Source organism: Ideonella sp. (assembly GCF_041287625.1).
Classification (GTDB): domain Bacteria; phylum Pseudomonadota; class Gammaproteobacteria; order Burkholderiales; family Burkholderiaceae_C; genus Ideonella.
Genome location: NZ_JBGGNH010000049.1, coordinates 62,474 through 85,466, shown reverse-complemented (window position 1 = coordinate 85,466; position 22,993 = coordinate 62,474). Strand labels below are relative to the sequence as shown.

Annotated in this window: 23 protein-coding genes and 3 pseudogenes; 4 read left to right on the top strand and 22 right to left on the bottom strand. The window is 65.1% G+C overall.

Annotation, left to right across the window (positions count from 1 at the left end; all coding sequences use genetic code 11):
• The 13 genes from ACAH41_RS18700 to ACAH41_RS18640 form a co-directional block, all read right to left on the bottom strand.
• Positions 1–1,187: xanthine dehydrogenase family protein molybdopterin-binding subunit (locus ACAH41_RS18700; protein ID WP_370538407.1), on the bottom strand; the 1,187-nt coding region annotated here is incomplete at its 3' end.
• A 17-nt stretch (positions 1,188–1,204) separates the two neighbouring features.
• Positions 1,205–2,197: a xanthine dehydrogenase family protein subunit M gene (locus ACAH41_RS18695; RefSeq protein WP_325648472.1), complete on the bottom strand. Its 993-nt coding sequence runs from the start codon at positions 2,195–2,197 to the stop codon at positions 1,205–1,207.
• Positions 2,184–3,005, bottom strand: coding sequence for a 2Fe-2S iron-sulfur cluster-binding protein (locus ACAH41_RS18690; protein ID WP_325648470.1), 822 nt, complete (start codon positions 3,003–3,005; stop codon positions 2,184–2,186). The genes ACAH41_RS18695 and ACAH41_RS18690 overlap by 14 nt, the downstream gene beginning before the upstream one ends.
• Positions 3,006–3,116: 111 nt before the next feature.
• Complete coding sequence (locus tag ACAH41_RS18685; RefSeq protein ID WP_325648469.1) at positions 3,117–4,280, bottom strand: MBL fold metallo-hydrolase; 1,164 nt, start codon at positions 4,278–4,280, stop codon at positions 3,117–3,119.
• A gap of 2 nt (positions 4,281–4,282) precedes the next feature.
• Positions 4,283–5,440 (bottom strand): PQQ-dependent sugar dehydrogenase, encoded by a 1,158-nt coding sequence (locus tag ACAH41_RS18680; RefSeq protein WP_325648734.1) that lies wholly within the window; start codon positions 5,438–5,440, stop codon positions 4,283–4,285.
• Positions 5,358–6,437 (bottom strand): SDR family NAD(P)-dependent oxidoreductase, encoded by a 1,080-nt coding sequence (locus ACAH41_RS18675; protein ID WP_325648468.1) that lies wholly within the window; start codon positions 6,435–6,437, stop codon positions 5,358–5,360. Before ACAH41_RS18675 ends, ACAH41_RS18680 begins: the two co-directional genes overlap by 83 nt.
• Positions 6,438–6,455: 18 nt before the next feature.
• Entirely contained in the window at positions 6,456–7,580 is a 1,125-nt protein-coding gene (locus ACAH41_RS18670; protein ID WP_370538406.1) for an SMP-30/gluconolactonase/LRE family protein, read from the bottom strand.
• Between the two features lie 10 nt (positions 7,581–7,590).
• Positions 7,591–8,334 carry an SDR family oxidoreductase gene (locus tag ACAH41_RS18665; protein ID WP_141284410.1) on the bottom strand — a complete coding sequence of 248 codons (744 nt, stop codon included), beginning with the start codon at positions 8,332–8,334 and terminating at the stop codon, positions 7,591–7,593.
• Between the two features lie 148 nt (positions 8,335–8,482).
• Positions 8,483–9,466 (bottom strand): alpha/beta hydrolase, encoded by a 984-nt coding sequence (locus ACAH41_RS18660; protein WP_370538410.1) that lies wholly within the window; start codon positions 9,464–9,466, stop codon positions 8,483–8,485.
• Between the two features lie 204 nt (positions 9,467–9,670).
• Positions 9,671–10,312: an NAD(P)H-binding protein gene (locus ACAH41_RS18655; protein ID WP_325648463.1), complete on the bottom strand. Its 642-nt coding sequence runs from the start codon at positions 10,310–10,312 to the stop codon at positions 9,671–9,673.
• Positions 10,313–10,399: 87 nt separating this feature from the next.
• Complete coding sequence (locus ACAH41_RS18650) at positions 10,400–11,140, bottom strand: dihydrofolate reductase family protein (RefSeq protein ID WP_370538405.1); 741 nt, start codon at positions 11,138–11,140, stop codon at positions 10,400–10,402.
• A gap of 11 nt (positions 11,141–11,151) precedes the next feature.
• Entirely contained in the window at positions 11,152–11,697 is a 546-nt protein-coding gene (locus ACAH41_RS18645; protein WP_325648459.1) for a cyclophilin-like fold protein, read from the bottom strand.
• Between the two features lie 26 nt (positions 11,698–11,723).
• A complete protein-coding gene (locus ACAH41_RS18640) occupies positions 11,724–11,891 on the bottom strand; it encodes a hypothetical protein (protein WP_310733297.1) in 168 nt (55 codons plus the stop codon).
• Between the two features lie 258 nt (positions 11,892–12,149).
• Here ACAH41_RS18640 and ACAH41_RS18635 point away from each other — a divergent pair, with 258 nt between their 5' ends.
• The 3 genes and pseudogenes from ACAH41_RS18635 to ACAH41_RS18625 all read left to right on the top strand — a co-directional run bounded on the left by ACAH41_RS18635 (position 12,150) and on the right by ACAH41_RS18625 (position 14,617).
• Positions 12,150–13,064, top strand: a complete 915-nt coding sequence (locus ACAH41_RS18635) for a LysR family transcriptional regulator (RefSeq protein WP_141284402.1) — start codon at positions 12,150–12,152, stop codon at positions 13,062–13,064.
• Between the two features lie 120 nt (positions 13,065–13,184).
• Positions 13,185–13,400, top strand: a pseudogene (locus ACAH41_RS18630) (alkene reductase); the annotation flags it as partial.
• Between the two features lie 2 nt (positions 13,401–13,402).
• A complete protein-coding gene (locus tag ACAH41_RS18625) occupies positions 13,403–14,617 on the top strand; it encodes an arabinose transporter (protein ID WP_325648454.1) in 1,215 nt (404 codons plus the stop codon).
• A 53-nt stretch (positions 14,618–14,670) separates the two neighbouring features.
• On the opposite strand, the gene tnpB is transcribed toward ACAH41_RS18625, so the two are convergent.
• From tnpB to ACAH41_RS18580, 9 genes and pseudogenes are all read right to left on the bottom strand, one after another.
• Positions 14,671–14,826 carry an IS66 family insertion sequence element accessory protein TnpB gene (gene tnpB, locus ACAH41_RS18620; protein WP_370538409.1) on the bottom strand — a complete coding sequence of 52 codons (156 nt, stop codon included), beginning with the start codon at positions 14,824–14,826 and terminating at the stop codon, positions 14,671–14,673.
• Between the two features lie 227 nt (positions 14,827–15,053).
• Positions 15,054–15,509 (bottom strand): hypothetical protein, encoded by a 456-nt coding sequence (locus ACAH41_RS18615; protein WP_325648452.1) that lies wholly within the window; start codon positions 15,507–15,509, stop codon positions 15,054–15,056.
• A gap of 91 nt (positions 15,510–15,600) precedes the next feature.
• A pseudogene (locus tag ACAH41_RS18610) lies at positions 15,601–15,855 on the bottom strand (transposase); the annotation flags it as partial.
• Positions 15,856–15,927: 72 nt separating this feature from the next.
• Entirely contained in the window at positions 15,928–16,131 is a 204-nt protein-coding gene (locus ACAH41_RS18605) for a cyclophilin-like fold protein (protein WP_370538408.1), read from the bottom strand.
• Positions 16,112–16,282 (bottom strand): hypothetical protein, encoded by a 171-nt coding sequence (locus ACAH41_RS18600; RefSeq protein ID WP_211361264.1) that lies wholly within the window; start codon positions 16,280–16,282, stop codon positions 16,112–16,114. The genes ACAH41_RS18605 and ACAH41_RS18600 overlap by 20 nt, the downstream gene beginning before the upstream one ends.
• Positions 16,283–16,457: 175 nt before the next feature.
• On the bottom strand, positions 16,458–17,837 hold the full coding sequence (locus tag ACAH41_RS18595) for a cytochrome c (RefSeq protein WP_370538404.1): 1,380 nt from the start codon (positions 17,835–17,837) through the stop codon (positions 16,458–16,460).
• 12 nt (positions 17,838–17,849) lie between these two features.
• Positions 17,850–20,111, bottom strand: coding sequence for a molybdopterin cofactor-binding domain-containing protein (locus tag ACAH41_RS18590; protein WP_325648448.1), 2,262 nt, complete (start codon positions 20,109–20,111; stop codon positions 17,850–17,852).
• Between the two features lie 95 nt (positions 20,112–20,206).
• Positions 20,207–20,644: pseudogene (locus ACAH41_RS18585) on the bottom strand ((2Fe-2S)-binding protein); the annotation flags it as partial.
• Between the two features lie 76 nt (positions 20,645–20,720).
• Positions 20,721–21,779: an NAD(P)-dependent alcohol dehydrogenase gene (locus ACAH41_RS18580; protein WP_141284389.1), complete on the bottom strand. Its 1,059-nt coding sequence runs from the start codon at positions 21,777–21,779 to the stop codon at positions 20,721–20,723.
• A 245-nt stretch (positions 21,780–22,024) separates the two neighbouring features.
• On the opposite strand from ACAH41_RS18580, the gene ACAH41_RS18575 reads away from it, so the two are divergent.
• On the top strand, positions 22,025–22,921 hold the full coding sequence (locus ACAH41_RS18575; protein WP_141284387.1) for a LysR family transcriptional regulator: 897 nt from the start codon (positions 22,025–22,027) through the stop codon (positions 22,919–22,921).
• Positions 22,922–22,993: the final 72 nt, after the last annotated feature.

The following is a 22,993-nucleotide window of genomic DNA, read 5'->3' as shown; positions in this document are numbered from 1 at the left end:
CCCAGGCGGTAGCACTCGCGCAGGGCCTTGCTCGAGAACGGCTTGCCGCTGACCGGATCGACCTCGGCGTAGTTGATCAGGCGCAGTTGCAGCGGATCGATCTTTAGCGCATAGGACAGCTCATCCATCGCGCTTTCCAGCGCGAACATGCCGCTGACCGCCCCGGGCGCGCGCATCCAGGTCGGCGTGGGCAAGTCGGTGGCTGCCACCTTCAGCGGCATGTCCAGGTTCGCGCAGGCATAGACCTGTTTGAGAAAGCCGGTGGTGTTGTCTGAGAACGCCTCGAAGGACGAGGTGTTGTGAAACGCTTCCTGGACGATGGCCTGCAACTTGCCGCTGCGGTCCGCGCCCAGCGCGACCTTCTGGATCGTCTGCGGCCGGTAGCCGTGGCCGGTGAACATCTGCGTGCGGGTGAAGACCACCTTGACCGGACGCCGGAGTTCGCGCGCGGCCATGGCGGTCAGCGAGGGGTAGTAGTTGGGCTTGAGCGATGAGCCGAAGGCACCACCGACGAAAGGCGACACCACGCGGATGTTCTCGGCCGGCACGGCCAGGCCTTCGGCCAGGTGTTTCTGCACGCCGTAGACGTTCTGTGTCTTGTCGAAAATCGTGAGGTTCTCACCTTCCCAGAACGCGATCGCCGCATGCGGCTCCATCGGATTGTGGTGGTTGATCGGGATGTGATATTCGGCCTCTACTTTGACCTCTGCCGACTTCAGCGCGCCGGCCGGGTCGCCGCGTGGCAGCGTGTTCTGCGGTATCGGCATGGCGCGGCCCAGCACTGTCTGCAACTCGGTGACGTGCGGCTCGGTTTGATAGGTGGCCTTGACCAGCCGTGCGGCATGGCGCGCCTGCTCGTAAGTTTCGGCGACCACCAATGCGATCGGCTGGCCGTTGAAGAACACCCGATCCGACTGCAGCGGCCAAGACCACTGCGGCGGCGCACTGGCCGCTGGCGCCTTGCCCAGGCGGCCAGCGTTCAGATGGGTGAATACGCGCACCACGCCCGCTGCGTTCTCGGCCTCGCGGGCATCGATCGCGGTGATCCGACCTTTGGCCACGGTGCTCAGCACGATGAAGCCGTAGGCCACATGCGGGACCTGGAACTCGGCCGTGTATTTGGCCTTGCCCGTGACTTTGGCGATCCCGTCCACGCGGGTCATTTCTTTCCCAAGATAGCGTGCCATGGCAGTTCTCCTTGTGCTCAAGCCAGTTTCGCGGCGCGCATCAGCGCACGCACAACGGATCGTTGTCCCAGTTCCACCTTGTAGGCGTTGTGGGCCAGCGGGCGGGCATCGCGCAGCGCGGCTGCGGCAGCCTGGCGGAACGTGTCTTCGGTGGCTCGGCGACCGACCAGCTCGGCCTCAGCCTCGGCGCTGCGCCAGGGTTTGTGGGCGACGCTGCCCAGCACCACACGCGCCTGGCGGATGGTGCCGCCGTCGAGTTGCAGCGCGGCGGCGACAGAGACCATCGCAAAGGCGTAGGAGGTTCGATCCCGCACTTTGAGGTAATGGGAGTTGCGTGCGAACTCTGCTGCCGAGACCGGCAGTTCGATGGCGAGGATCAATTCGCCATGTTCGAGGTTGTTGTCCCGCTGCGGGGTGTCGCCCGGCAGGCGATGGAAATCGGCAATCGGGATCAGCCGCTCGCGCCCTTCCGTCGTACGCACACGCACGTTGGCGTCAAGCGCATACAGCGCGTTGGCCATGTCGCCCGGATAGGTTGCCACACAGGCCTCGCTCCAGCCGAGGACGGCGTGGATCTTGTTCAGTCCCTCGCGCGCACCGCAGCCGGTGCCGGACTCGCGCTTGTTGCACGGCGTTGCGGTGTCGTAGAAGTAGTTGCACCGAGTACGCTGCAGGAGGTTGCCGCCGTTGGTGGCCATGTTGCGCAACTGCCCCGAGGCACCCGCGACGATGGCCTGGGTCAGCAGCGGATAGTTCTCGCGGATCACCGGATGGTTGGCGGTCTCGGTGTTGGTCGCCAGCGCACCCAAGGACAGGCCCGCGCGGGTACGCTGGATCTGCCGCAGCGGCAACTGGCGGATGTCCACCACACGGGTGGGCCGCTCCACGTCTTCCTTCATCAGGTCGACGAGATTGGAGCCGCCCGCGAGGAACTTCGCGCCAGGCACGCTCGCGACTGCGGCTGCGCCCGATGCGGCATCGGCCGCCCGTACGTACTCAAACGGTCTCATGGCCATCCTCCTTGCGAACGGACGCCAGTTGCGTCTCGGTGGCGAATTGCCAGGTCTGGGCGGTCTGGCGTCCCGAGTGCACCTCCTGCACCGCGGCAACGATGCCGGGGTAGGCGCCGCAGCGACAGATGTTGCCGCTCATGCGCTCCTTGATTTCCTCGTCGGTGAGGCGTGTCGTGGTCTTGCTGACGTCGGCCGTGACATGGCTGACATCTCCGCGGCGTGCTTCGCCCAGCATGCCGACGGCCGAGCAGATCTGGCCCGGCGTACAGTAACCACACTGAAAGCCGTCGTGCTTGATAAAGGCGGCTTGCACCGGGTGCAATTGATCGCCCTGGGCCAGCCCCTCGATCGTGGTGACTTCTCGCCCTTCGAGCGTTGCTACCAGCGTGAGGCAGGACAGGACGCGCTCGCCGTCCACCAGCACCGTGCAAGCGCCACACTGGCCTTGGTCGCAGCCTTTTTTCGATCCGGTCATTGCCAGGCGTTCGCGCAAAGCGTCGAGCAGCACCACGCGAGAATCAATTTCCAGGGTCTTCTGCACGCCGTTGACCTGGAAGGTCACGTTGACGACGTTCTGCGCTTTGATCAACGCCGTAGCGGCGCCTTCGGCAAGCGGCATCTGCGCCAACGCGGCCTCTTGGGCCAGCAGGTTTGCCGCGAACAGGCCAACGCCGCCGGCGGCGGAGCTCATCATGAAGGTGCGGCGCGACTGGCCGACACCGTCCAGATCGGGCATTTCGCTCAGAAGCGCCGCTTCATCGGCGCTGAGCTCAACCGGTGGGTCGGTCTCGATGGGATGTTTCATCGTGGGTTCCTTTCCTTCGGGCTAAATGGCGTTGGCGGTTTGGCCGGGACAAAACTTGCGCGGGATGGGATCGCGGGCGCGTGCGTGTCGTGTCGATTGCAGGTGCGCGCCTTACTTCTCCTTCGCGCCAGTGGCACGGTGGGACTGCGCATTGGCGGCGTTGTGCTCCCACCATGGCGCGAAAGACTGTGCGCCGCCGTCCAGATGGACGGGCTGGCCGATCTCTGGCGTCCACAGCGCATAGCCGCGTCCCTTGCTGGCAGCCGCGATGCGTTTGAAGGGATCGTCCCAGTCGTGGGGCGCGATGGAGAAGCGGCCCACATGCCCCGGCATCAGCACGCGCGTGCGCAGGTCCTCGGCTGCCTGCGCGGCCTGCTCCGGGTTCATGTGGACGCTCGCCCAGCGGGGGTCGTACTGACCAGCGTCTAGCGCTACCCAATCGAAAGGGCCGAGCTGCTGGCCGATTTGAGCGAAATGCGGCCCGTAGCCCGAGTCACCGCTGAAAAAGAGGCGGCGCTCGGGAGACACCAGAGCGAATCCGACCCACAGCGACTGGTCGCGGGTCAGGGTGCGCCCGGAGAAATGCCGGGCCGGCGCGATGTGGATCTGCACCTGCGGGGTCAGCGCGATCACCTCGTTCCAGTCGGCCTCGCGCACGGTGGCCATGTCGTAGCCCCAGGCCTCGAAATGCGCCCCCACGCCCAGCCCGACGATCACCTTCTTGACCTTGGACTTGAGGGCCAGGATGGATGGGTAGTCCAGATGGTCATAGTGGTCGTGGCTGATCAGCAGCGCATCGATCTCGGGCATGTCGTCGGCCGCGTAGATGCTGGTGCCCTCGAACGCCCGGTTTGCCGCCGGTAGGGGCGCGGCATTGGTGCTGAAGACCGGATCGATCAGGAAGCGCTGTCCATCCAGTTGCACAAAATAAGAGGAGTGGCCCAGCCAGACCACCAGGTCCTGCGCAGGATTGAGCGCCTTGAGGTTGGTCTTGATGGCGGGAATGGCGCCCGGCGGACGGGGCTGGCCCTTCTTCCCAAGGAGAGTCTCCATCCACATCGACAGTTCGGACTGATCTGTCGTCTTCATGGGCGTGTCGATCTGGTTTCGGAACATGCCATCGGCAAGGTTGGGCGAGTGTTCGATGCGTGTCAACCGTTCGCCGCTGGGAAGTTCCCCGAACACCGGTTGCTGAAAATAGGCGAAGACACCGACGACGCCCAGGACGGCGACGCCGACACCCGCCTTGATGACGCGGGACCAGAGTTCTTTCATGCTTATGTACCTTGTGCGGGTGTCACGCGAATCAGGGCGCCGTTCGGGGCATCGGTCAGCACCATGACCGCGCCGTCCCGGGCGACATCGACATCCCGGATGCGGCCCTGGCCTTGCAGGTAGCGGGCCTCGCCCGTGACGCGCCCGCCGTTCAGGGTCAGCCGCACCAGCGCTTGGCCGGCCAGGCCGCCGATCAGCAGATCGCCGTGCCATCCGGGAAACAGCGTGCCTTGGTAGAACGCCATGCCGCTGGGCGCGATCACTGGGTCCCAGTAGTAGATCGGCTGCTCCATGTCCCTGCGTGCCGTCAGCCTGTCGCCGATGGCGCGGCCGCTGTAGTCGAGGCCGTAGGTGATGACTGGCCAGCCGTAGTTCCGCCTAGCTTGCGGCTGGTTCAATTCGTCACCGCCAAGCGCCCCATGCTCCACCGTCCAGAGCTTGCCGTCCGGCGCTAGCGCGGCCGACTGCACATTGCGATGCCCGTAAGACCAGACTTCGGGCTGGCCGCCCGGAATCGACGGATTGCCTGCGGCAGCACCGCCTTGCGGATCTATGCGCAGCACCTTACCGATGTGCGTGCCGGGATCCTGCGCCAGCGCGCGCGCCTCATAGCGATCGCCGGTCGTCACGAACAGCATGCCGGCGCGGTCGAAGACCAGCCGCGAACCGAAGTGGGCCGTGGAGTTCCTGGCCGGGTTCTGCCGGAAGATCACCCGGACGTCCGTGATCCTGTGATCGTCCCTGGACAGCACACCCGTTGCCACAGCGGTCGCGTTGGCGCCGCCGTCACGCGGCTCGGCATAGCTCCACCACAGACGGCGTGTCCGCGCGAAGTCGTCACGGACCACCACGTCGAGCAGTCCGCCCTGGCCCCGGGCGTCCACAGCGGGGAGGCCGGTGATCGGCTCGGACACCTTGCCGTCGGCGGTGATCAGCCGCAGCCGGCCCGGGCGCTCGGTCACAAGCCAACGGCCGTCGGCTAACTGGGCCATGCCCCAGGGATGCACCAGACCGTCGGCGACGACCTGCGAGTTCAGCCGGACGTCCGCATCGAGGATCGGCGCACGGGTCTGGCCTTCAAAGGCGGGGCGCTGGTCCTTCGCATTCGGCGCGCGGGCGTTGAAGTCCTGCGCCTGCGCAGCTCCTGCGGCAAAGGCCAGCAGCGAGATGGCAGCAACAAGATGCCCGGTCAGGGCGGAACGTCGAGCTTGCTTCTTCATGGGCACCTCTCATCAGGTTCTGACATTGCCTCTTGGGGAATCGCTGATCGGCCGGGGGGCACGAGCCCGCCAGCCTGGTACCGGTGGCGCGCGCCAGTTCCGCCAGCAGCAGGTCCTGGAACCGGGTGTCGTTGACGGCGGGGTGCGGCTCCTGGCGCCGTTGGTGGTGCCAATAGCTGCCGCTGTTCAATACCTCGGGATCGTCGCTGGTCGCAAGCCATTCCTGGGTCAGGTGGCCCAGTCTCGGGTCGTCGGGCGTGCTCGGGCCACCCATGTTGGTCGGCACCCAGCCCGGATCGACGGCGTTGCTGTACACCTCGGGCCACAGCCGTGCGACGGCCGCTGCCAGAGTGGTCACGAACAACTTGCTGTCCGAGTAGCAGCCGGTGGATGTGCGGCCGGTCCAGTCCATGCCGGCCAGGCTAGCGCGTCCGCCCCGGTGCATGCTGCTGCTCAGGTAGATCAGGCGCTTGGGGCGCTGGATGAGGGACGTGAGCAGGTACGGTGCGACGACGTTGACAACCAGCAGTTGGGCGCCATTGGGGATGCCCACGTTGTGGACGACGGCATCCATTGCGCCGCTCGCATTGACCTGGCGGGCAAGATCAAGAATCTGCGCAAGATCGGACAAATCACCGACCGTGGCGACGGCGTCCTGGTCCACGAGTTCCTTTACGGCCGACATGCGCCTGCGAGCGCACGTGCACGACGACTGCGTGGCCCTGGCCCAGCCCAGTCCATCGGCCGAGCCGGTAACGAACACGCGGGCCTTGACGCCTGACTTGCTGCCTCGTTGTGCGTTGGGCGTGGAAGTCTCCTTTCCGGAATCCGCCGGTGTGTGTGCCCTGGATGTCGCAGGGTCAAGGGGTGAGCCAGCAATCAATGTCGAACCAAGTCCGGCGCCTGAGGTGAAAAATATTTGACGCTCCACAGGCATGATCCCCCGATCAGGCCGTTAGGCGCCGGATGGCCAGCGGCGGCATACCGTTTTCGGGATGAAGCGGGCTGCAGCCCCTTGCTGAACGCCTTGGCGTGGAACACCATCGCCCCTTGCCCCTTGCCCCTTGCCCCTTGCCCCTTGCCCCTTGCCCTTTGCCCATGTCACTGGTGACGACGTAGAGGTCGTTTCTGCCAGGCTGGTGCGGGTCAGGTTGTGGCCGCCATCGTGTCCGGGCAGCAGCACCTGACCGATGGGAATGCCGTTGCGGTTGAAGGCCAGCAAGTGGCCCTGCCCGTAGATCGCCGCGCACACGTTGTCGTCGGCATCTGCACGCATCAGAGTCTGGGGCCGGGCCGACGAAGTCGTAGGCGATGGTCGAGCTGATCGGCGCGATGGTGGTCGCGTCGGCCAGTTCGATCCGGTGCAGCAGGTTGCGGCCGAACTCGGTCGCCCACAGCGTCTTGCCGTCGGGGCAGAGCGCCAGGCCATTGGCCATTGCCAAGTTGGGCAGCACGGGTTCGATGGTCGCCAGTCCTGCGCGGCGTAGTACACACCGCCCCTGGATTCGGTCGCGGTGCTCTTGAAATAGGTGAAGTAGAAGTCGCCGCGCGCGTCGAACACCAGGTCATTGGGCATGTACCCGGCCACGGGCGGCACGATGATCTGCAGGCCCGAGCCGCCCGGATTCGCCGAATAAATCGCGCCGCGTCGGTTCGGAATGCCCAGAGCCGCGATGAACGGGCGCCCGTTCGGATTGAAAGCCAGCCCGCCCGGCGACAGCGTGTCCAGCGTGACGACGGTGGACAACTGCTGATCCGGGGTCAGGCGCAGAACGCGTCGCTCGCTCACGTCGCAGAAAAGCAGATTGCAGCTGCGGTCGAAGATCGCCCCTTCGAGGAGCAACCCCTCGTTGGACACCTTGAACCAGGGTTCAGCCACGGCTGTCTGCAATGCGCGCTCAGATGCCGGGATCGGCACCACACTGCGCGTATGCATGTCGAAGGCCGGTTCAGCGAACCTGCGCTGCGCCGAGGCTGCCGACACGTGGCCCAAGCCGATGACGACAAAGGCCGCGCGTACCTTGGCATCCGGCCGGTCGCCGCTCTCGCGCATCGCTTCGCGGAAAGATGCCGTCGTCATGGCACGGGCCCTACCAAGGTTGGTTCGAGGGGCCGACCGTGAACTCATTGATCGTCGTGTCGTCGGGCTGGTCGATCGCGAAGGCCACGACGTTGGCGATCCGATCCGGGGAAATGCCGAACTTGTCGTAGATGCTTTGCATCTGGTCGAGCGACGCTTTGTCGCTGAAGGTCGACAGCAGCTCGGTATTGATTGCAGCCGGGTAGATCGTCGCGGTGCGGATGTTGGAGCCCTCCATGGCGGACTCCATGCGCAGGACTTCCATGAAGTCGCGCAGGAACCATTTGGTGCCGCCATAGACGGCACCACCCGGATAGGCCTTGAGCCCCGCCACCGACGAGGTGGCAATCACGTGCCCGGACTTCTGCGCCAGGAATTCGGGCAGTACGGCGGCCACGCCATTGAGCACGCCCTTGACGTTGACATCGACCATCTGATGCCACTCGTCGGTTTTGAGCGCGGACAGCGGCGAGTTGGGCATCAGGCCGGCATTGAGAAAAATGGCGTCCACGCGGCCGAACCTGTCCTTGGCCAACTTGACGATGGCATCGTTCTCGGACTGTCGGGTGACGTCCAGTTCCTGGTACATCGCCTGGCCGCCATGCGCCTGGATCTCGTCGGTGATTCGCTGCAGGTTGGCTGCGCGCCGCGCGCCGAGTACGACCTTGGCGCCTTTGCTCGCGAGCAGTTTGGCCGTGGCCTCGCCGATGCCGGAAGAGGCGCCGGTGATGATGACGACTTTGTCTTTGATCATGATGTTCTTCCGCTTTCCTTCTATGTGCCGGCAACGCATGCCGGCGTGACCACCAGTACACAGTGAATCCGCCGTCAACGGCCAGGGCCTGGCCGTTGACGAAGGTCGAGCCCGAACGGGCCATGTGAGCGATCCTTGATCGGTTGGATCAGCCCTTGAGGTGCTTGCCGAAGAAGTCGGTGATCTTGTCGAAGGGAATCTTGTCCACGCGGTCGTACAGATCAATGTGGCTGGCGCCCGGGATGATCACCAGCTCTTTGGGCTCTGCGGCGGCCGCATAGGCGGTCTGGGCGAAATAGAGCGAATGGGCCTTCTCGCCGTGCACGAACAGGATCGGACGCGGCGAGATCTCCTTGATGTAGGTCAGGATCGGCATGTTCATGAACGACAGCGGCGTGGTGACCGTCCAGGCGTTGCCGGAGTTGACCGCGCGCGGGTGGTAGCCGCGCGGCGTCATGTAGTAGTCGTGGTAATCGACCATGAACTGTGCGTCGCCGGGCTTGACGTCCTTGTTGTAAGGCGGCTGGTAGGCCGGTTTCCCATTCGCGGCGTCCTCCCAGCGCTGCCGGCTCAGCTGCTCCAGCGTCTGCGTGCGCTGCGCAGGGGTCACGACGTCGTTGTAGCCCTTGGACATGACGCGGGTCATGTCGTACATCGTGCTGACCGCGACGGCCTTGACCCGCTTGTCCACCGCGACGGCATTCAACGCCATGCCGCCCCAGCCGCAGATGCCGATAACGCCGATGCGCTCGCGATCGACGTAGGGCTGTAGGCCGATGAAGTCCACCGCCGCCATGAAATCCTCGGTGTTGATGTCCGGCGAGGCGACGTTGCGCGGCTCGCCGCCGCTTTCCCCGGTGTAGGAGCCATCGAAGGCCAGTGCCACGAAGCCGCGCTCGGCCATGATCTGCGCGTACAGACCCGAGGACTGTTCCTTGACCGCGCCAAACGGACCGCCGACGACGATCGCCGCCAAGCGCTGGGTCGCGCGGTTCTTCGGCAGATACAGGTCAGCCGCGAGGGTGATGCCGTAGCGGTTCTTGAAGGTGACCTTTTGGTGATCTACCTTATCGCTCTTTGGGAAGAGCTTGTCCCATTCACGCGTCAGCCGCAGGCCGCCCGACTCGATCATGGCCGATGAAGTTTGCGCCAGCGCCGTCTGGCCACCGAGGGCCACTGACAAGCCGGCAAGGATCGAGCCTTGGACCACGCCCTTGAGGGCTGTCCTCCGTTTGAGGTTCTCGATGTTCAGGGTAGCTTCGTTCATGACGTTCTCTATTACGTGATTGATGGATCTGGCCGGCAGGTCGGTTCCTTTTGCCCTCACGAGTGAGGGTCAGCGGTACGCTTCCGGTCTGCCGCCGTCGGTGTCGGGCTGGCTGATGCCCAGGTTGAGGTTGGCGTACTGCTGGGGGTTCTTCACAAGTTCGGCCACGAAGCGGCCGATGCTCGCGCGTGAGGTTTCCGTGCCCTTGTAGGTCTCGCCCTTCCGGGTCAACTGGAACGCTTCCGTTGGCTTGTTGGTCAGCCAGACCGGGCGCAGGACGGTGTAGGCCAGCCCTGATTGCTCGGCAATCTCTGCCGTCTTAAAGTTGATCGGGCGGTACTGGCCGACCATGCTCTTGTCCCAGGCATTGAAGGCTGGAGGCAGTTCACCGTAGATGCCACCGGCACTGATGACGACGATGTGGCGCGCGCCAACTTCTCTCATGGCCTGCACGATGTTCGCGGTCTTGGCGCCCAGGTCCATGCCACCCATGGTGCTGACGACAATCTCCTGCCCACGGATCGCGCGCATCAGGTCTGCGAGGGAAGACGAATCGCCCTCCACGACATTCACCCGACCGCTCCGCATGTGCTGCAGGCGGCTTGCGCGGCGCAAGAAGAGGGTCAGCTTCACGTCCGCCTGTTCCAGCAGACGGGGGATGATTTCCTGCGACGTGCTTCCGTTGGCGCCGATCAGAATCACGTTCTTCATGGTTGAGTTGGCCTGTTTGCATTCGTTGCGTTCGCTCGCTCGCTCACCCGGATGAGAATTGAGCTTCGCGGACTTGGGTTCTTTGGATCAGGATGGCTGGCTGTGCACCCGGTAGCGCAGCCACAGGGTGCTGTTTTTTAGCGCCTTCACGTCGATCAGCGTGAACGAGCGAGGCTTGACTTGAGAAAACGGCGCCCGGGCCGTGAACAGACCCGGAGCAGCGGGCGATGCGTCGGAGACGGGACACAGCAGGAGGCTCAGTTCATCGACCAGGCCGTCCTGCACATATGACCAGTTCAGCACGCCGCCGCCGATCATCACGCGCTCCATGCCGAACAGCGTCACCAGCTTATGCAGGGCCAGGGCGTTGTCCGGCTGGTCGTTGCCGGCGATGACGTAGGAGATACCCCGCCGCCTCAGCAAGTCCTTGTAGGCGTTGCCGGCCCGCTCGGTCAGTACCGAAACCACGTGCGACCGGACACCGCCATAATCGACGTGGTTCTCCTCCCACCCCAAGCGGCCGGCAGGGTCCAGCGCCACGTAGTACATGGGCGCATTCGCCTCTGCCACGAAGTCGCCTTCGGGAACCAGGGCCGCAGATTCGTTCAGGTCGGGCTTGCGGTAGCGGGTAAAGTTGTCGTCGGTCGAAACGCGGCCATTCAGGTAGCCCCGAATGTTCAGCACCTGCTGCTCGGCATGCAGTGCCAGTTGCTCGTACAGGAGCGCTGCCGAATCGAACTCGGGCAGTGCAATGTTGTGGATTCGTCCGTCCAGCGTCGTCAGCGTATGGATCACGACGTAGGGCTTGTTCAAGGTGGTTGCCAACATCGGTTCGTCCTCTATTCCTTGGAGAACTCGATTCGTGTGCCGCCGCTGCCGAGCGCCTGGGCCAGGCCGGAGGGATCGTCCACGCGGCCGAGGCGCGTGTAGGAATAGGAGGAGCTGAAGGTCAGGTAAAAGACGACCAGCGTCCTCGATCCGTACAGCATGAGGTCGCCGCTGCGGATCGTGCCGGGTCGGCTTGCATTCGTTGGCAGCGACTTCAACAACTCCGCATGCTTCTCGTTGCCGTTGAGGTCGGCCATGTTGATCGACAATGGCAGCATCGCGGCAAGCTCGCGAGCTGCTTCGGTGTCGGCCAGGGTGATGGTGAAGTGGCGTTCGCCGACGGTCATCTGCATGCGGGGTTCCTCCGGTTGGACAGTGGCCGTGGCAGCGGCGGTATGCGTGCCCGATGCGCCGGGCTGGGCGGCGTCGCATCCAGTCAGCATGAGCAGACCGCACAAGAGGCCCAGGGTGCGCATGGCCGACAAGCCATGCCCAGGCAGGTGTTCACTGACCGTCCGACTGCGGTCTTTGTGAAGGACATCGAGGTTCATGGTCATGGGGTCTCCTGGTTGGAGGCGGCGATTCAGGCCGCTTGCCGGGCTTGCGCGCGCGGGGTCGTGAAAGCCAGGGAGGCAGCGGGCAGCAGCACGGCCGTACTCGCCACGAAGGTGCTCCGGTAGCCGGTTGCGTCGAACAGCTGACCGCCGACGCTCGCGCCCAGCGCGATGGGCAACTGGATCACAGCCACCATCCGGCGGAACTCCTGTGAAGGTACAGACGAATCGCCATCCGAGGCATTGGCCTGGGTGAGCCGCCACCGCATGCCGCCAGCCCGAACGTGTAGTCGACGAGCACGACCGGCGCTTGGCGCCGCAACCATGGCGTGCAAATCGGCAATACCTCTTTTCATGCCAGGATGTTGGCGCAGCAAAGTCAAATTGACTAGCTAATGAATACTTAAAGAGGATATAAGATTAACTAATCAGAAAGCCGTGCGAGACTTTGCACCGTGGTCAAACGTAACCTCAACGATCTCCAGTACTTCGTGACGGTAGCGCGCGAAGGCAGTTTCACGCGCGCAGCCTCGCTGCTGGGTGTCACTCAATCGGCGCTCAGCCAGGCCATCAGCGGCCTGGAGACGCGCCTGGACATCCGTCTGCTCACGCGCACCACGCGCAGCGTGTCGCCCACCGCCGCCGGCGAGCGACTGCTCAACGCCATCGGCCACCGATTCGACGAGATCCATGCCGAACTGGACGAGCTGACGGAAATGCGGGACAAGCCGGCCGGCACGGTTCGGATCACCTGCGGCGAGCACGTCCTGCGGACCACGCTGCTTCCCAAGCTGACCCCTTTGCTGCTTGAGTTCCCTGAAATCAAGGTTGAGTTCGACATCAACTACGGCTTCAGGGACATCGTGGCGGACCGCTTCGATGCCGGTGTGCGTCTTGGCGACACCATCGACAAGGACATGATCGCGGTGGCGCTCGGCCCGCAGTTGCGCATGGCCGCTGCGGCGTCGCCGGCGTATTTCGCGAAAAATCCCAAGCCCAAGAACCCTCGCAACCTGGTGAAGCACAACTGCATCAACATGCGCATGCAGACTGCGGGAGGTATTTACGTTTGGGACTTCGAGCGCCGCAGCCAGAAGTTGAACGTGCGAGTGGATGGGCAACTCATCTTCAATACCTCGCCTAGCATGGTGGACGCGGCAGTCGCAAGCCTGGGCATCGCGTTTTTGCCCGAAGAAGAGTTTGCGCCGCACCTTGAGAACGGTCGGCTGGTGCGCGTTCTGGAGGACTGGTGTGCCCCATTCCCTGGCTACTACCTGTACTACCCGAGTCGCAAGCAGCCCTCGCATGCGTTCTCGCTGGTTCTTGATGCGCTGCGGTGGACTGCGCCGTCAATCACCAAGAAGCGATAGCCGATTCCGCCCGAGACAGGTATCGCTGTCCGGCCCAAAGAGGGATGGCACAGGGGTCTGCCACGAACGGCGCCGCACCTTAGAGAGACCAGGAAATCAAAGGAAGCCAATGACCTGTGCCCCCGGGCTCGGACCACCCAAGAGGTGCCGCAGATCGTGCAGGCATTTCGTCATGCAGCCCGGTGTGCCGTCGAGGCCGGCCCGGATGGCGTCGAGATCCACGGTGCGAACGCCTACCTGATTCATCAATTCCTTGCCCCCCGCGCCAACGCGCGCAGCGACGAATACGAAGGCAGCATTGCGAATTGCACTCGCTTCGCTGTCGAGGTTGAAACGCAATGCCAAAAATCATGCCCAAGGCCTCGAATTCGTCGATCCATGGCACGCTGCCATCTTTGATGGGCTGTGTGTTCGCCGTGTTTCTCGTCACGGGCGCGGCATTGCCAGCTCTGCCGCTACACATCCATGGAGACCTGGGCTTCAGCGTATTCGCTGTCGGCCTTGTCGCGGGCGCGCAGTTCGCTGCGGCGCTGCTTTGCCGACTGTGGTCCGGGACGGTATCAGATCGGCTGGGGTCCAAGTTTGCCGTGGTGGCTGGGGCTGTGATGGCGGCGCTCGCCGGCTTGCTCTACCTCGCATCGACGATGACTACTGGCGATCCCGCGTGGTCGATCGCGATCCTGCTGGCAGGCCGCGTGCTCTTGGGGGGCGCTGAGAGCTTCATCATGATCGGTGCGCAGAGCTGGTGCCTTGCTCTCGCGGGTCCGGGTCAGGTAGGCAAGATGATCGCGTGGATCGGCACAGCGATGTTCGTCGCCTTGGCCCTGGGTGCGCCTCTTGGGAGCTTTCTGTATTCGAGACTTGGTTTCGCTTCTATTGGGTGGGCGACACTTCTTGGCGCCGTGGCGACATGGCTGCTGGTCGTCTTCGTTCCGGCGACCCGGCCTGCAACGCAAAGCCGAGGGACAGCCAGACAGGTGCTCAAGGCGGTTTGGATACCTGGGCTGGCGATGGCATTTTCGAGCGTGGGCTACGGCATCACTACGGCGTTCGCCGTGCTGCTGTTCGTCCAGAATGGATGGCAGCCGGCCTGGCTGTCTTTCACCGCATTCGCGATCGCCTTGGTGGTGGCGCGAGTCTTCTTCGGTCCATTGCCTGATCGCCTCGGCGGCTCACGCACTGCGATGATCTTTATCGTGATCCACAGCGCGGGGCTTGCTCTTATCTGGCTTTCCCCCTACGCGTGGCTTGCTTTTGCTGGATCTGCCATGGCGGGATTCGGCTACGCACTGGTGTATCCGGGCCTCGGTATGGAGGCTGTCTCCCGCGCGCCGACCGAGGCGCGAGGTCTCGCAATGGGTGTCTATACGGCCTTCATCGACTTGGCGCTTGGCTTGTTCGCGCCTCTCCTGGGGCTTCTCGCCAATGTGATCGGAGTGGCGCAGATTTTTCTCATTGCCGCGCTGCTCGCGCTTTGCGCAGTGCCGATCGCTGCGTGGCTGGGGGCCCATCCGGCCCGTGGGGGCACTGCCAGCCTGACGCGTAAAAAATGAGCTGGTGTGCAAAGGCGCGAGGCATTTGCATTTGCATCAGCCGGCATGTTCGGCTAGTACGTCCAGCGGAACGTGCAACGCGCCGCGCGGGTGGCCCGCGCATTCGCAAACAGGTAGCCTGTGGTGCGTCTGCGCATGCCAAATACCTGCACCACGATGGCTACCAGCCGATCCGCGCCAGCACGCATGTCTACCGGCCCGACCGCCATCCACAGCGGGTCAATACGAATCACCGCAGCAGCTCACGCATCCAGACCGCGTAGTCTGCGCTGGCCGCGCGGTCGGCCAACTGATCTTCAGGGCCGTGGCGCTGCGCCGCAGCTCGATGTCGGCCGGTGTTGAGGAAAGCGGGGTCTGTGCCAGCGACACGGGCACGAATTGCAGTGCACGGTAAGCGCGGCCCCAGCACCTTATTGACCGGCCGGGTCCGGCAAAGTCAGACGTCGAGCACGTGGCGCAGCAGTGCGAAGCCGACGCGCCACTTGGTGCCGTCACCCGGGTCGATGGAGACCGTGCGGTCGTTGATGCGCACGATGGTGCCGATGACGGTTTGCAGGTACTTGTCCTCGAACGCCACCTTCTCGCCGCAACGGAAGTCGTTGCGCGTTGGCTTGGGTGCAGCCGGTGGCGGTGCGAGCTCTTGTTCCCGCATTTGCGCCTGCGCTCTTGCGGTGGCATTGGGCGCCGGCGGCTCGATGGCCGCATAGGGCAGCTTCCACTCGCGCCGCTCGGTCAGGTCCTGCAGCGTGACCTGCGTGTCCCGCATGGCCAGCACCTTGCCCTCTCGCAGGCTGCCGTCGCGCCAGTCCACAAAGCGCACCGTCTGGCCCAGGTGCATGTTCACGCGCACGGCGATGATGCGCCGCGGATCGGCCAGCATGCGCTCGATCAACGTGTTCAGCTGGTGTGAACGCTGGTCAGGAGCCGCGTCTATTCGCTGGTGAAGCGTCGGATTTGATCTTGAGCTGATCGACCTGTGACAGCAGCGCCTCCTCGCAGGCTTCGTCTGCCAGGTTGAACCAGTGCTGCACGAAGTACATCCTCAGCATGCGCTCCAGCCCGACCGGCGGGCGGCCGTTGCCAGCCTTGGGATAGTGAGGCTCGATCACCTCGCACAACGCAATTCAGGGCACGATTTCTTCCATGGTCGCCAGGAAGGTGTCGCGCCTCGTCGGCTTGCGGTATTGCTCGAATCCTTGGCCTTGATCGGCCGCCATCGCGAGGGTCTGCTGCTTCATCTTCACCTGCCCGTCTGTGCTGACTTGGTACATGCAAACCCCGCGGCAGATTCGACCTTATTCAGCGTTGCCTTAATCGGCGACGCGCTCGACGCGCACGGTGCCGGACGGCAGGACCTGGAGGGCCTTCACGTCACCCAGCAGCCGGCCCAGGCGCACCAGCCCGCTGGCGTGGGGCGCCCCCCGGTAGAAGAACGCCAGGTTGCCCCAGGGCGCGTAATAGGCCAGGTCTCCAGGCGCAGGGGTGAAGCCGGGCTTACCGGCCGCCGCCGCCAGCTTGCCCGGCAGGTAGGCGACCTTCTCTGTGGCCTGGTAGTCCTCCAGCTGCAGCGTCCAATGGCAGCAGCGACAAGAGTTCGGTGGCCACGTCGCTGGCCTCCAGGAGGACGTCGAGGTGGATCTCGCTGCGGTGGATGCGGATCTTCATGGTGGATTCATGGGGTCCTGCGGCCCGGGCCGATGCGACCAGGGCCAGGGGGACCCACCCCAGCGCCGCGACCGCCATGCCGCGCCGGGTGAGGCCTTGGCTGCGAGCGGGATCGCGGTGCGGGACGGGGTGGAAGGGCGTGGTGGGACGAACCGGACAGGCATGGCCGGCTCGCTCAGCGCATCTGCAGCACGATCACGTCGCTGCGGGCCGGGTTGGTCTCTTCGCGCAAGGTCTTCACGTCTTCCTGTTTCACGGCCCCGCCCTGGTTGCCCCACGCGCCGCGCACGTAGGACAGCACGTCGGCAATCTCTTGGTCCGAGAGCTGGTCGCGGAAAGCCGGCATGCGGTACGCGTCCGGCACGCCGGCGGCCACGACGCGAGCCGAACCATTCAACGTCACGTTGATGGCGGACGCTCTGGCCAGCGGCACCACGGAGGAGGTGGCACCGGCCAGCGGCGGGATCCATGGTGCCTGGCCAGCGCCGCTGGCACCATGGCAGGCCGCACATTTCGCGGCGAAGGTCTTCACAGCGCTGGCATTCGCCGCGGAGTCGGAAGATGCCGGGCGCTCGCTGAGGGCCGTGGCAGTGGTGCCGGCATCGCCCGGCAGGGACTTCAGGTAGTACGCGATGGCCCGCAGGTCGTCGTCGGTCATGAACTGGGTGGAGTTATTGAAGGCATCGGCCATGGAGCCGAACACCACGGCATGCGCGTTGCGGCCGACCTTTAGGAACTGCACCACCTCGTCCTCACGCCAGCGACCGAGCCCGGTGGCACCGTCGCCGCGCAAGCTGGGCGCATACCAGCCGTCCAGCAACGCGCCCGAAAGGAACAGCGGGCTGCTCTCGCTCAGCGCCTGCTCGTTCATCGCCAGGCCGCGCGGCGTGTGGCAGCTGCCGCAATGGCCCGGACCTTGCACGATGTAGGCGCCGCGGTTCCAGAGATCGGCGTTCACACCGGCCTTGGCCGGTGCCTTGGGCTGGTAGCTGCCGGATTCGGTGAAGACTGTGTTCCATAGCGCCAACGGCCAGCGCATGTTCAGCGGCCATGGGATCTCGCTGGCCTGGTTCGGCTGCGGGACGGGGCTCACGCCGTGCATGAAGAAGGCGTAGAGGGCCCGCAAGTCATCATCGCCCAGCTTGGCATACGACGGATAGGGCATGGCCGGATACAACCGGTGCCCATCGGCCGCCACGCCCAGGCGCACCGCGCGGTCGAAGTCGGCCAGCGAATAGCGACCGATGCCGGTAGCCTGGTCCGGCGTGATGTTGGTTGCGAAGATGGCTCCCATGGGTGTGGCCATCTTCAGTCCGCCGGCAAAGGGCTTGCTCTGCGGCGTGCTGTGGCAGGCCACGCAATCGCTCAGGCGGGCCAGGTATTCGCCGCGGCGGATCAGCTCTGCCGAAGGAGCCGCAGTGCGTGGATCCCCTGCGGCCTCGGCGTCGAAAGGCGAAGGCGGCGTGCGACGGGCCAACCAAGCCATGCCGGCGGCCAGCACCAGTGTGACCAGCAGCAGCCGGACCAGCATCTTCTTGAAACGGAGCTTGCTCATCGATCGTACGGCTCAGGCCTCGAAGGTGTGGCGCGACAGCGGCATGCTGCGGACAGGTTTGCCCGTCAGCCGGGCGACGGCATTCGCCACAGCCGGCGGCACGGCGGGCAACGGCGGCTCGCCGATTCCGCCCATCTTTTCGCCGCTCTCGACAACCCGGACGTGCACCCGCGGCATGAGGTCGGGCGGCAGGATGGGATAGAGGTCGTAGTTCCTCGCCCGGGGCATACCGTGCTCGTAGACGCTCTCCTCCAACAGCACCTGCGACACCCCCAGCGCCACGGCACCCTTGACCTGGGCTTCAACGATGGCCGGGTTGACGATGCTGCCGGGGTCGATGGCTTCCCAGATGTCGTGCACCCGCACCCGTCCCTGCTTGATCGAGACTTCCGCAATGGCCGCAGCATGGCTGCCGAAGGGCGAGGCCATGGCCACGCCACGGGCCCGGCGCGTACCGTCCGCCGCGGTGAAGGGGCCGCGCTTCCAGCCGCCGGACAGCTCGGCGGCCGCCTTCAGCAGGCGGGTCAACCGTGCGTTGTCCTTCAGCAGGAGCAGCCGCAGCTCGTACGGGTCATGCCCGCCCTTGTCTGCCAGCTCATCGAGGAAGGCTTCGTAGAAGAAGTCGTTCATCGAATTGCCGACCGAGCGCCAGTAGCCTAGCATCATGGGCGTCTGCACGTAGAGCCGCGCCACGCGCCGGTTCGCGATGGCGTAGGCCTTGCCTGCCAGGCCTTCCACGGCGGTTGGGTCCGGTTTCTCGGCGCGCTTGCCACTGAGACCTTCGGTCGGACCTTCGGTGGCACTGATGGCCTCCAGTGCGACCGGCAGGCCGTCCTGATCGAGCCCGGCGCGAAAGCGCACAACGGCCATGGGCCGCACGGTGTCGCGCAGGAACTCCTCCTCGCGGCTCCAAATCAGCTTGATCGGACGCCCGGTAGCCTTCGCCAGCTGGATGGCCTGCGGATACGGGCTGGCTGCCTCGTAGAGGAAATGGCGGCCGAAGAAGCCGCCCAGCACCGGCGAATGCAGCGTGATCTTGTCGGCAGGCAGTCCGGTTTTCTTGGCCATGTCGGCGCGGAACATGTCCGGGGCCTGGTTGGGCAGCCAAACCTCCAGTGTGCCATCGGGGTTGAAACGCGCCAGCGCCGAGGGTGGTTCCAGCTGCGCGTGCTTGACGTACTGGCTGGCATAGGTGGCAGTCACCACGGTCTTCGCGCCCTTGAAGCCGGAGGCGATGTCGCCGGCCACCTCGGCCTCGTCGCCCGCACCGGTCGCGGCCGCGAGCCGCTGCTGGAAAGCCGTGGTCGAGAAATCGGCCGGCATCACGCGCTGGGTGGCCTCGGGCCCGGCTTCGCGCCAGTCCACCTGCAGGGCCTCGGCTGCCCGCTTGGCGTGCCACCAGCGTTCAGCGACGACCGCCATCGCGCCCGGCAGGCGGTGCACCGAGTGCACGCCCTTCATGGCCTCGACCTGCGCCTGGTTGCGCACACTACCCACCGTCATGCCCAGCCGGGGCGCGTGCTGAACGGCGGCATGCAGCATGCCGTCCAGTTTCATGTCGATGGTGTAGAGCACCTTGCCGGTGGACTTCTCGTGCGCGTCCAGCCGCTTGACGGGCTGGCCGATCCAGCGGAATTGCGAACGCTCCTTGAGCTTCACGCTGGCGGGGTCGGGCACCGGCAGGTCCATGGCCTGCGTGGCGAGCTGCCCGTAGGCGAGCGAGCGGCCGGAAGCCGCGTGCACCACCCGGCCCGGCTCGGTGCTGAGCTGTGCGACCGGCACGCGCAGGCGCTGCGACGCTGCTTGCAGCAGCATGGCCCGCGCGAGCGCGCCCAGGCGCCGCATGGTCGGATAGCCAAGGCGCACCGACATGCTGCCGCCGGTGATGCGCATGCCGTTGTCCAGCACAGCGAACTCCTGTCCGGGTGGTGCATTTTCCACGATGAAGCTAGCGGGATCGGCGTCCAGTTCCTCGCCGACGATCTGCGCCATGGCGGTGAAGGTGCCCTGCCCACCTTCGATGAACGGGCTTTGCAGGCGAACCGAGTTGTCCGGCCGGATCTCCAGGAACGCCGGCACTTTCGTGCCGCGCATCGCGGGTGTCGCCGCAGCCTGGGCACGTGCACTGCCCATTGGCAAACCGAAGCCCAGCACGAACGCACCACTCGCCGTACCCGCCGAGCGGAGCAGGAAACCCCGACGCGAGACATTGGTCGGCTCACCGGTCGGGAAGGCATCTTCCGCCGCGGCGTTTGGAAAAAATGGCGTGCTCATGACTGCACCTCGTCCGCAGCGCCGCCGGTCCCGGCCGTACGCGCCACCGAATGGCCTGATAGCAACTCTCCCGCCACTGCGGCGCCCGCCCGCCCTGCCAGGTCATGCACCGCATCGCGAATGGCGTTGTAGGTGCCACATCGGCAGAGGTTGACCATGGCGGTGTCGATTTCCGCGTCCGTGGGACGCGGGTTTTGCTTCAACAGAGACGTGGTGGCCATGACCTGGCCGGACTGGCAGTAGCCACACTGGGGCACCTGATGCACCACCCAGGCCTGCACCACCCGCTGGCCCACCGCATCCTGCTCGATGGCCTCGATGGTGGTGATCTGCCGGCCGACGACGGCCGAGGCCGGCATCACGCAGGAGCGCGTCACCACGCCGTCGATCAGCACCGAACATGCGCCGCATTGCGCCAGCCCACAGCCGTACTTCGTGCCGGTCAGACCGAGGTCGTCCCGGATCACCCACAGCAAAGGCGTGTCCGCCTCTGCATCGACCTCATGCGTCTTACCGTTGATCTGGAGTTGCATGCTGCTTCATCTGTTGGTTTGGGGCAGCCCCGCGAACTGGGCGGGGCGGAGTCGGCCTGACTGAACGGAGCGGCCTTCAGGCCTGCTCGGACAAGGTGGCCATGTCCACCACAAAGCGGTACTTCACATCGCTCTTGAGCATGCGTTCGTAGGCGGTGTTGATGTCCTGGATGGCGATGGTCTCGATGTCGGAGACGATGCCGTGCTGGGCGCAGAAGTCCAGCATCTCCTGGGTCTCGCGGATGCCGCCGATCAGGGAACCTGCCAAGCGACGGCGCTTGAAGATCAGGCCGAACACGTCGGGGCCGGGGTGGGGGTGCTCGGGCGCGCCGACCAGGGTCATGGTGCAGTCGCGCTTGAGCAGGGTGATGAAAGGGTTCAGGTCGTGCTGGGCGGCCACGGTGTTGACGATGAAGTCAAACGAACTGGCATGCGCCGCCATGGCCGCGGCGTCCTTGGAGATCACCACTTCGGCGGCGCCCATGCGCTTGGCATCCTCGACCTTACCAGCCGAGGTGGTGAATAGCACCACATGGGCGCCCATGGCAGCTGCAATCTTCACCGCCATGTGGCCCAGGCCCCCCAGGCCCACAACCCCCACCTTCTGGCCTTTCTCGACGCCCCAGGTGCGCAGCGGCGAATAGGTGGTGATGCCGGCGCACAGCAGCGGCGCCACGCTGGCCAGCTGCTTCTCGTCATGGGCGATGCGAAGCACGTAGCGCTCGTCCACCACGATGCGACTGGAGTAGCCGCCGAAGGTGTTCTCGCCACCGAAGACCGGGCCGTTGTAGGTGCCGGTGAAGCCGTTGTCACACAGTTGCTCCAGGCCTTCGCCACAAGGTTCGCAGTGGCGGCAGCTGTCGATGATGCAGCCCACACCGACCAAGTCACCGAGCTTGAATTTGGTGACGTCGGTGCCGGCCGCGCTGACGCGGCCGACGATCTCGTGGCCCGGCACCGAGGGGTACATCGTGTTCTTCCACTCGTTGCGCGCGGTGTGCAGGTCGGAGTGGCAGACGCCACAGTAGAGAATGTCGATTTGCACGTCGCGTGCCTCAGGCGTACGCCGCTCCAGCCGGAAAGGCGAGAGCGGTTCAGAGGCGGATGGGGCTGCGTAGGCGAGTGCGGTGGTCATCAAGTCTTCCAGGGCTGGATTCGGGCGATGTTGTCTGACTGTCAGCTACCCCTTTTGCGTCGCCTGCCATCCGGGGCACCGACACAGGCAGGGAGCGGGGACGATGGATGTCCCAACATGTCCCAATGCTAGGCATAAGGTAGCTCGCAGGCGCATGCCAAACGGCATGCGCCTATGAGTTGTGATTCATGAATGCGCATGCCACCATTCGGGCAGGCCAATGACAAGCCAGAACCTCGCCTACCATGCTGGATCACATTAATGACATCACCAACTTCCTCGCCGTGGCGAGCGAACGCAGCTTCACCCGCGCCGCCGCGAAGCGGGGGGTGTCGCAGTCCGCGCTCAGCCACTCCGTGCGGGCTCTGGAAGCCCGGCTGGGGGTGCGATTGCTGACGCGCACCACGCGCAGCGTCGGCATGACCGAGGCCGGCGAGCGGCTCATGCGCTCCATCGCGCCACGGCTGGCGGAGATCGAAGCCGCACTGGCCTCCGTGAGCGAGCTTGGCGAGAAGGTGGCGGGCACCATCCGCATCACCGCCATCGACCATGTGGTCGATTCCGTGGTGTGGCCGAGGCTCGAAGGGCTGTTGCACCGCTACCCGGACCTCAATATCGAGATCGACAGCGAGTACCGCATGATCGACATCGTGGCCGAGCGCTACGACATCGGCATCCGCTGGGGAGACCAGGTCGAGAAGGACATGATCGCCGTGCGCATGACGGCCGACCAGCCGATGGCCATCGTCGGCTCGCCCGGCTACCTGGCCGAGCGTGGCCTGCCGCGCACGCCGCAGGACCTGCTGCGCCACAACTGCATCACGCTGCGGCTGGCCAGCAGCGGGGGCCTCTATGCCTGGGAGCTGGCGCACGAAGGCCGCCCCACCGAAGCGAAGGTGACGGGGCAGACCATCTTCACCAGTGTGTTCCCGATGCTGAAGGCGGCCTTGTCGGGGCATGGGCTGGCCTTCCTGACGGCCGACATGGTGCAGCCCCACCTCCAGGCCGGCCGTTTGAAGCAGGTGATGGCCGAGTGGTGCCCGTCTTTTCCCGGCCTGCATGCGTACTACACCAGCCGCCGCCACCCGACACGCGCGCTGGCCGCGGTGATCGAGGGCCTGCGGGAGCCGGAATCTGCCTGAGGGCGCGAGGCTCAAGGGGGCAGCGGATCGGCGGCCGCGGCGGGCGGGCCGACCTGGTACTGCGCGTCCGTC

Bases quoted from the DNA above. Each gene is read 5' to 3' on its own strand.
- ACAH41_RS18695 (WP_325648472.1), bottom strand. From the start codon at position 2,197: ATGAGACCGTTTGAGTACGTACGGGCGGCCGATGCCGCATCGGGCGCA.
- ACAH41_RS18690 (WP_325648470.1), bottom strand. From the start codon at position 3,005: ATGAAACATCCCATCGAGACCGACCCACCGGTTGAGCTCAGCGCCGAT.
- ACAH41_RS18685 (WP_325648469.1), bottom strand. From the start codon at position 4,280: ATGAAAGAACTCTGGTCCCGCGTCATCAAGGCGGGTGTCGGCGTCGCC.
- ACAH41_RS18675 (WP_325648468.1), bottom strand. From the start codon at position 6,437: ATGCCTGTGGAGCGTCAAATATTTTTCACCTCAGGCGCCGGACTTGGT.
- ACAH41_RS18670 (WP_370538406.1), bottom strand. From the start codon at position 7,580: ATGACGACGGCATCTTTCCGCGAAGCGATGCGCGAGAGCGGCGACCGG.
- ACAH41_RS18665 (WP_141284410.1), bottom strand. From the start codon at position 8,334: ATGATCAAAGACAAAGTCGTCATCATCACCGGCGCCTCTTCCGGCATC.
- ACAH41_RS18660 (WP_370538410.1), bottom strand. From the start codon at position 9,466: ATGATCGAGTCGGGCGGCCTGCGGCTGACGCGTGAATGGGACAAGCTC.
- ACAH41_RS18655 (WP_325648463.1), bottom strand. From the start codon at position 10,312: ATGAAGAACGTGATTCTGATCGGCGCCAACGGAAGCACGTCGCAGGAA.
- ACAH41_RS18650 (WP_370538405.1), bottom strand. From the start codon at position 11,140: ATGTTGGCAACCACCTTGAACAAGCCCTACGTCGTGATCCATACGCTG.
- ACAH41_RS18645 (WP_325648459.1), bottom strand. From the start codon at position 11,697: ATGACCATGAACCTCGATGTCCTTCACAAAGACCGCAGTCGGACGGTC.
- ACAH41_RS18640 (WP_310733297.1), bottom strand. From the start codon at position 11,891: ATGGTGGCTGTGATCCAGTTGCCCATCGCGCTGGGCGCGAGCGTCGGC.
- ACAH41_RS18625 (WP_325648454.1), top strand. From the start codon at position 13,403: ATGCCAAAAATCATGCCCAAGGCCTCGAATTCGTCGATCCATGGCACG.
- tnpB (WP_370538409.1), bottom strand. From the start codon at position 14,826: ATGGCGGTCGGGCCGGTAGACATGCGTGCTGGCGCGGATCGGCTGGTA.
- ACAH41_RS18600 (WP_211361264.1), bottom strand. From the start codon at position 16,282: ATGAAGATCCGCATCCACCGCAGCGAGATCCACCTCGACGTCCTCCTG.
- ACAH41_RS18595 (WP_370538404.1), bottom strand. From the start codon at position 17,837: ATGAGCAAGCTCCGTTTCAAGAAGATGCTGGTCCGGCTGCTGCTGGTC.
- ACAH41_RS18590 (WP_325648448.1), bottom strand. From the start codon at position 20,111: ATGAGCACGCCATTTTTTCCAAACGCCGCGGCGGAAGATGCCTTCCCG.
- ACAH41_RS18580 (WP_141284389.1), bottom strand. From the start codon at position 21,779: ATGACCACCGCACTCGCCTACGCAGCCCCATCCGCCTCTGAACCGCTC.
- ACAH41_RS18575 (WP_141284387.1), top strand. From the start codon at position 22,025: ATGCTGGATCACATTAATGACATCACCAACTTCCTCGCCGTGGCGAGC.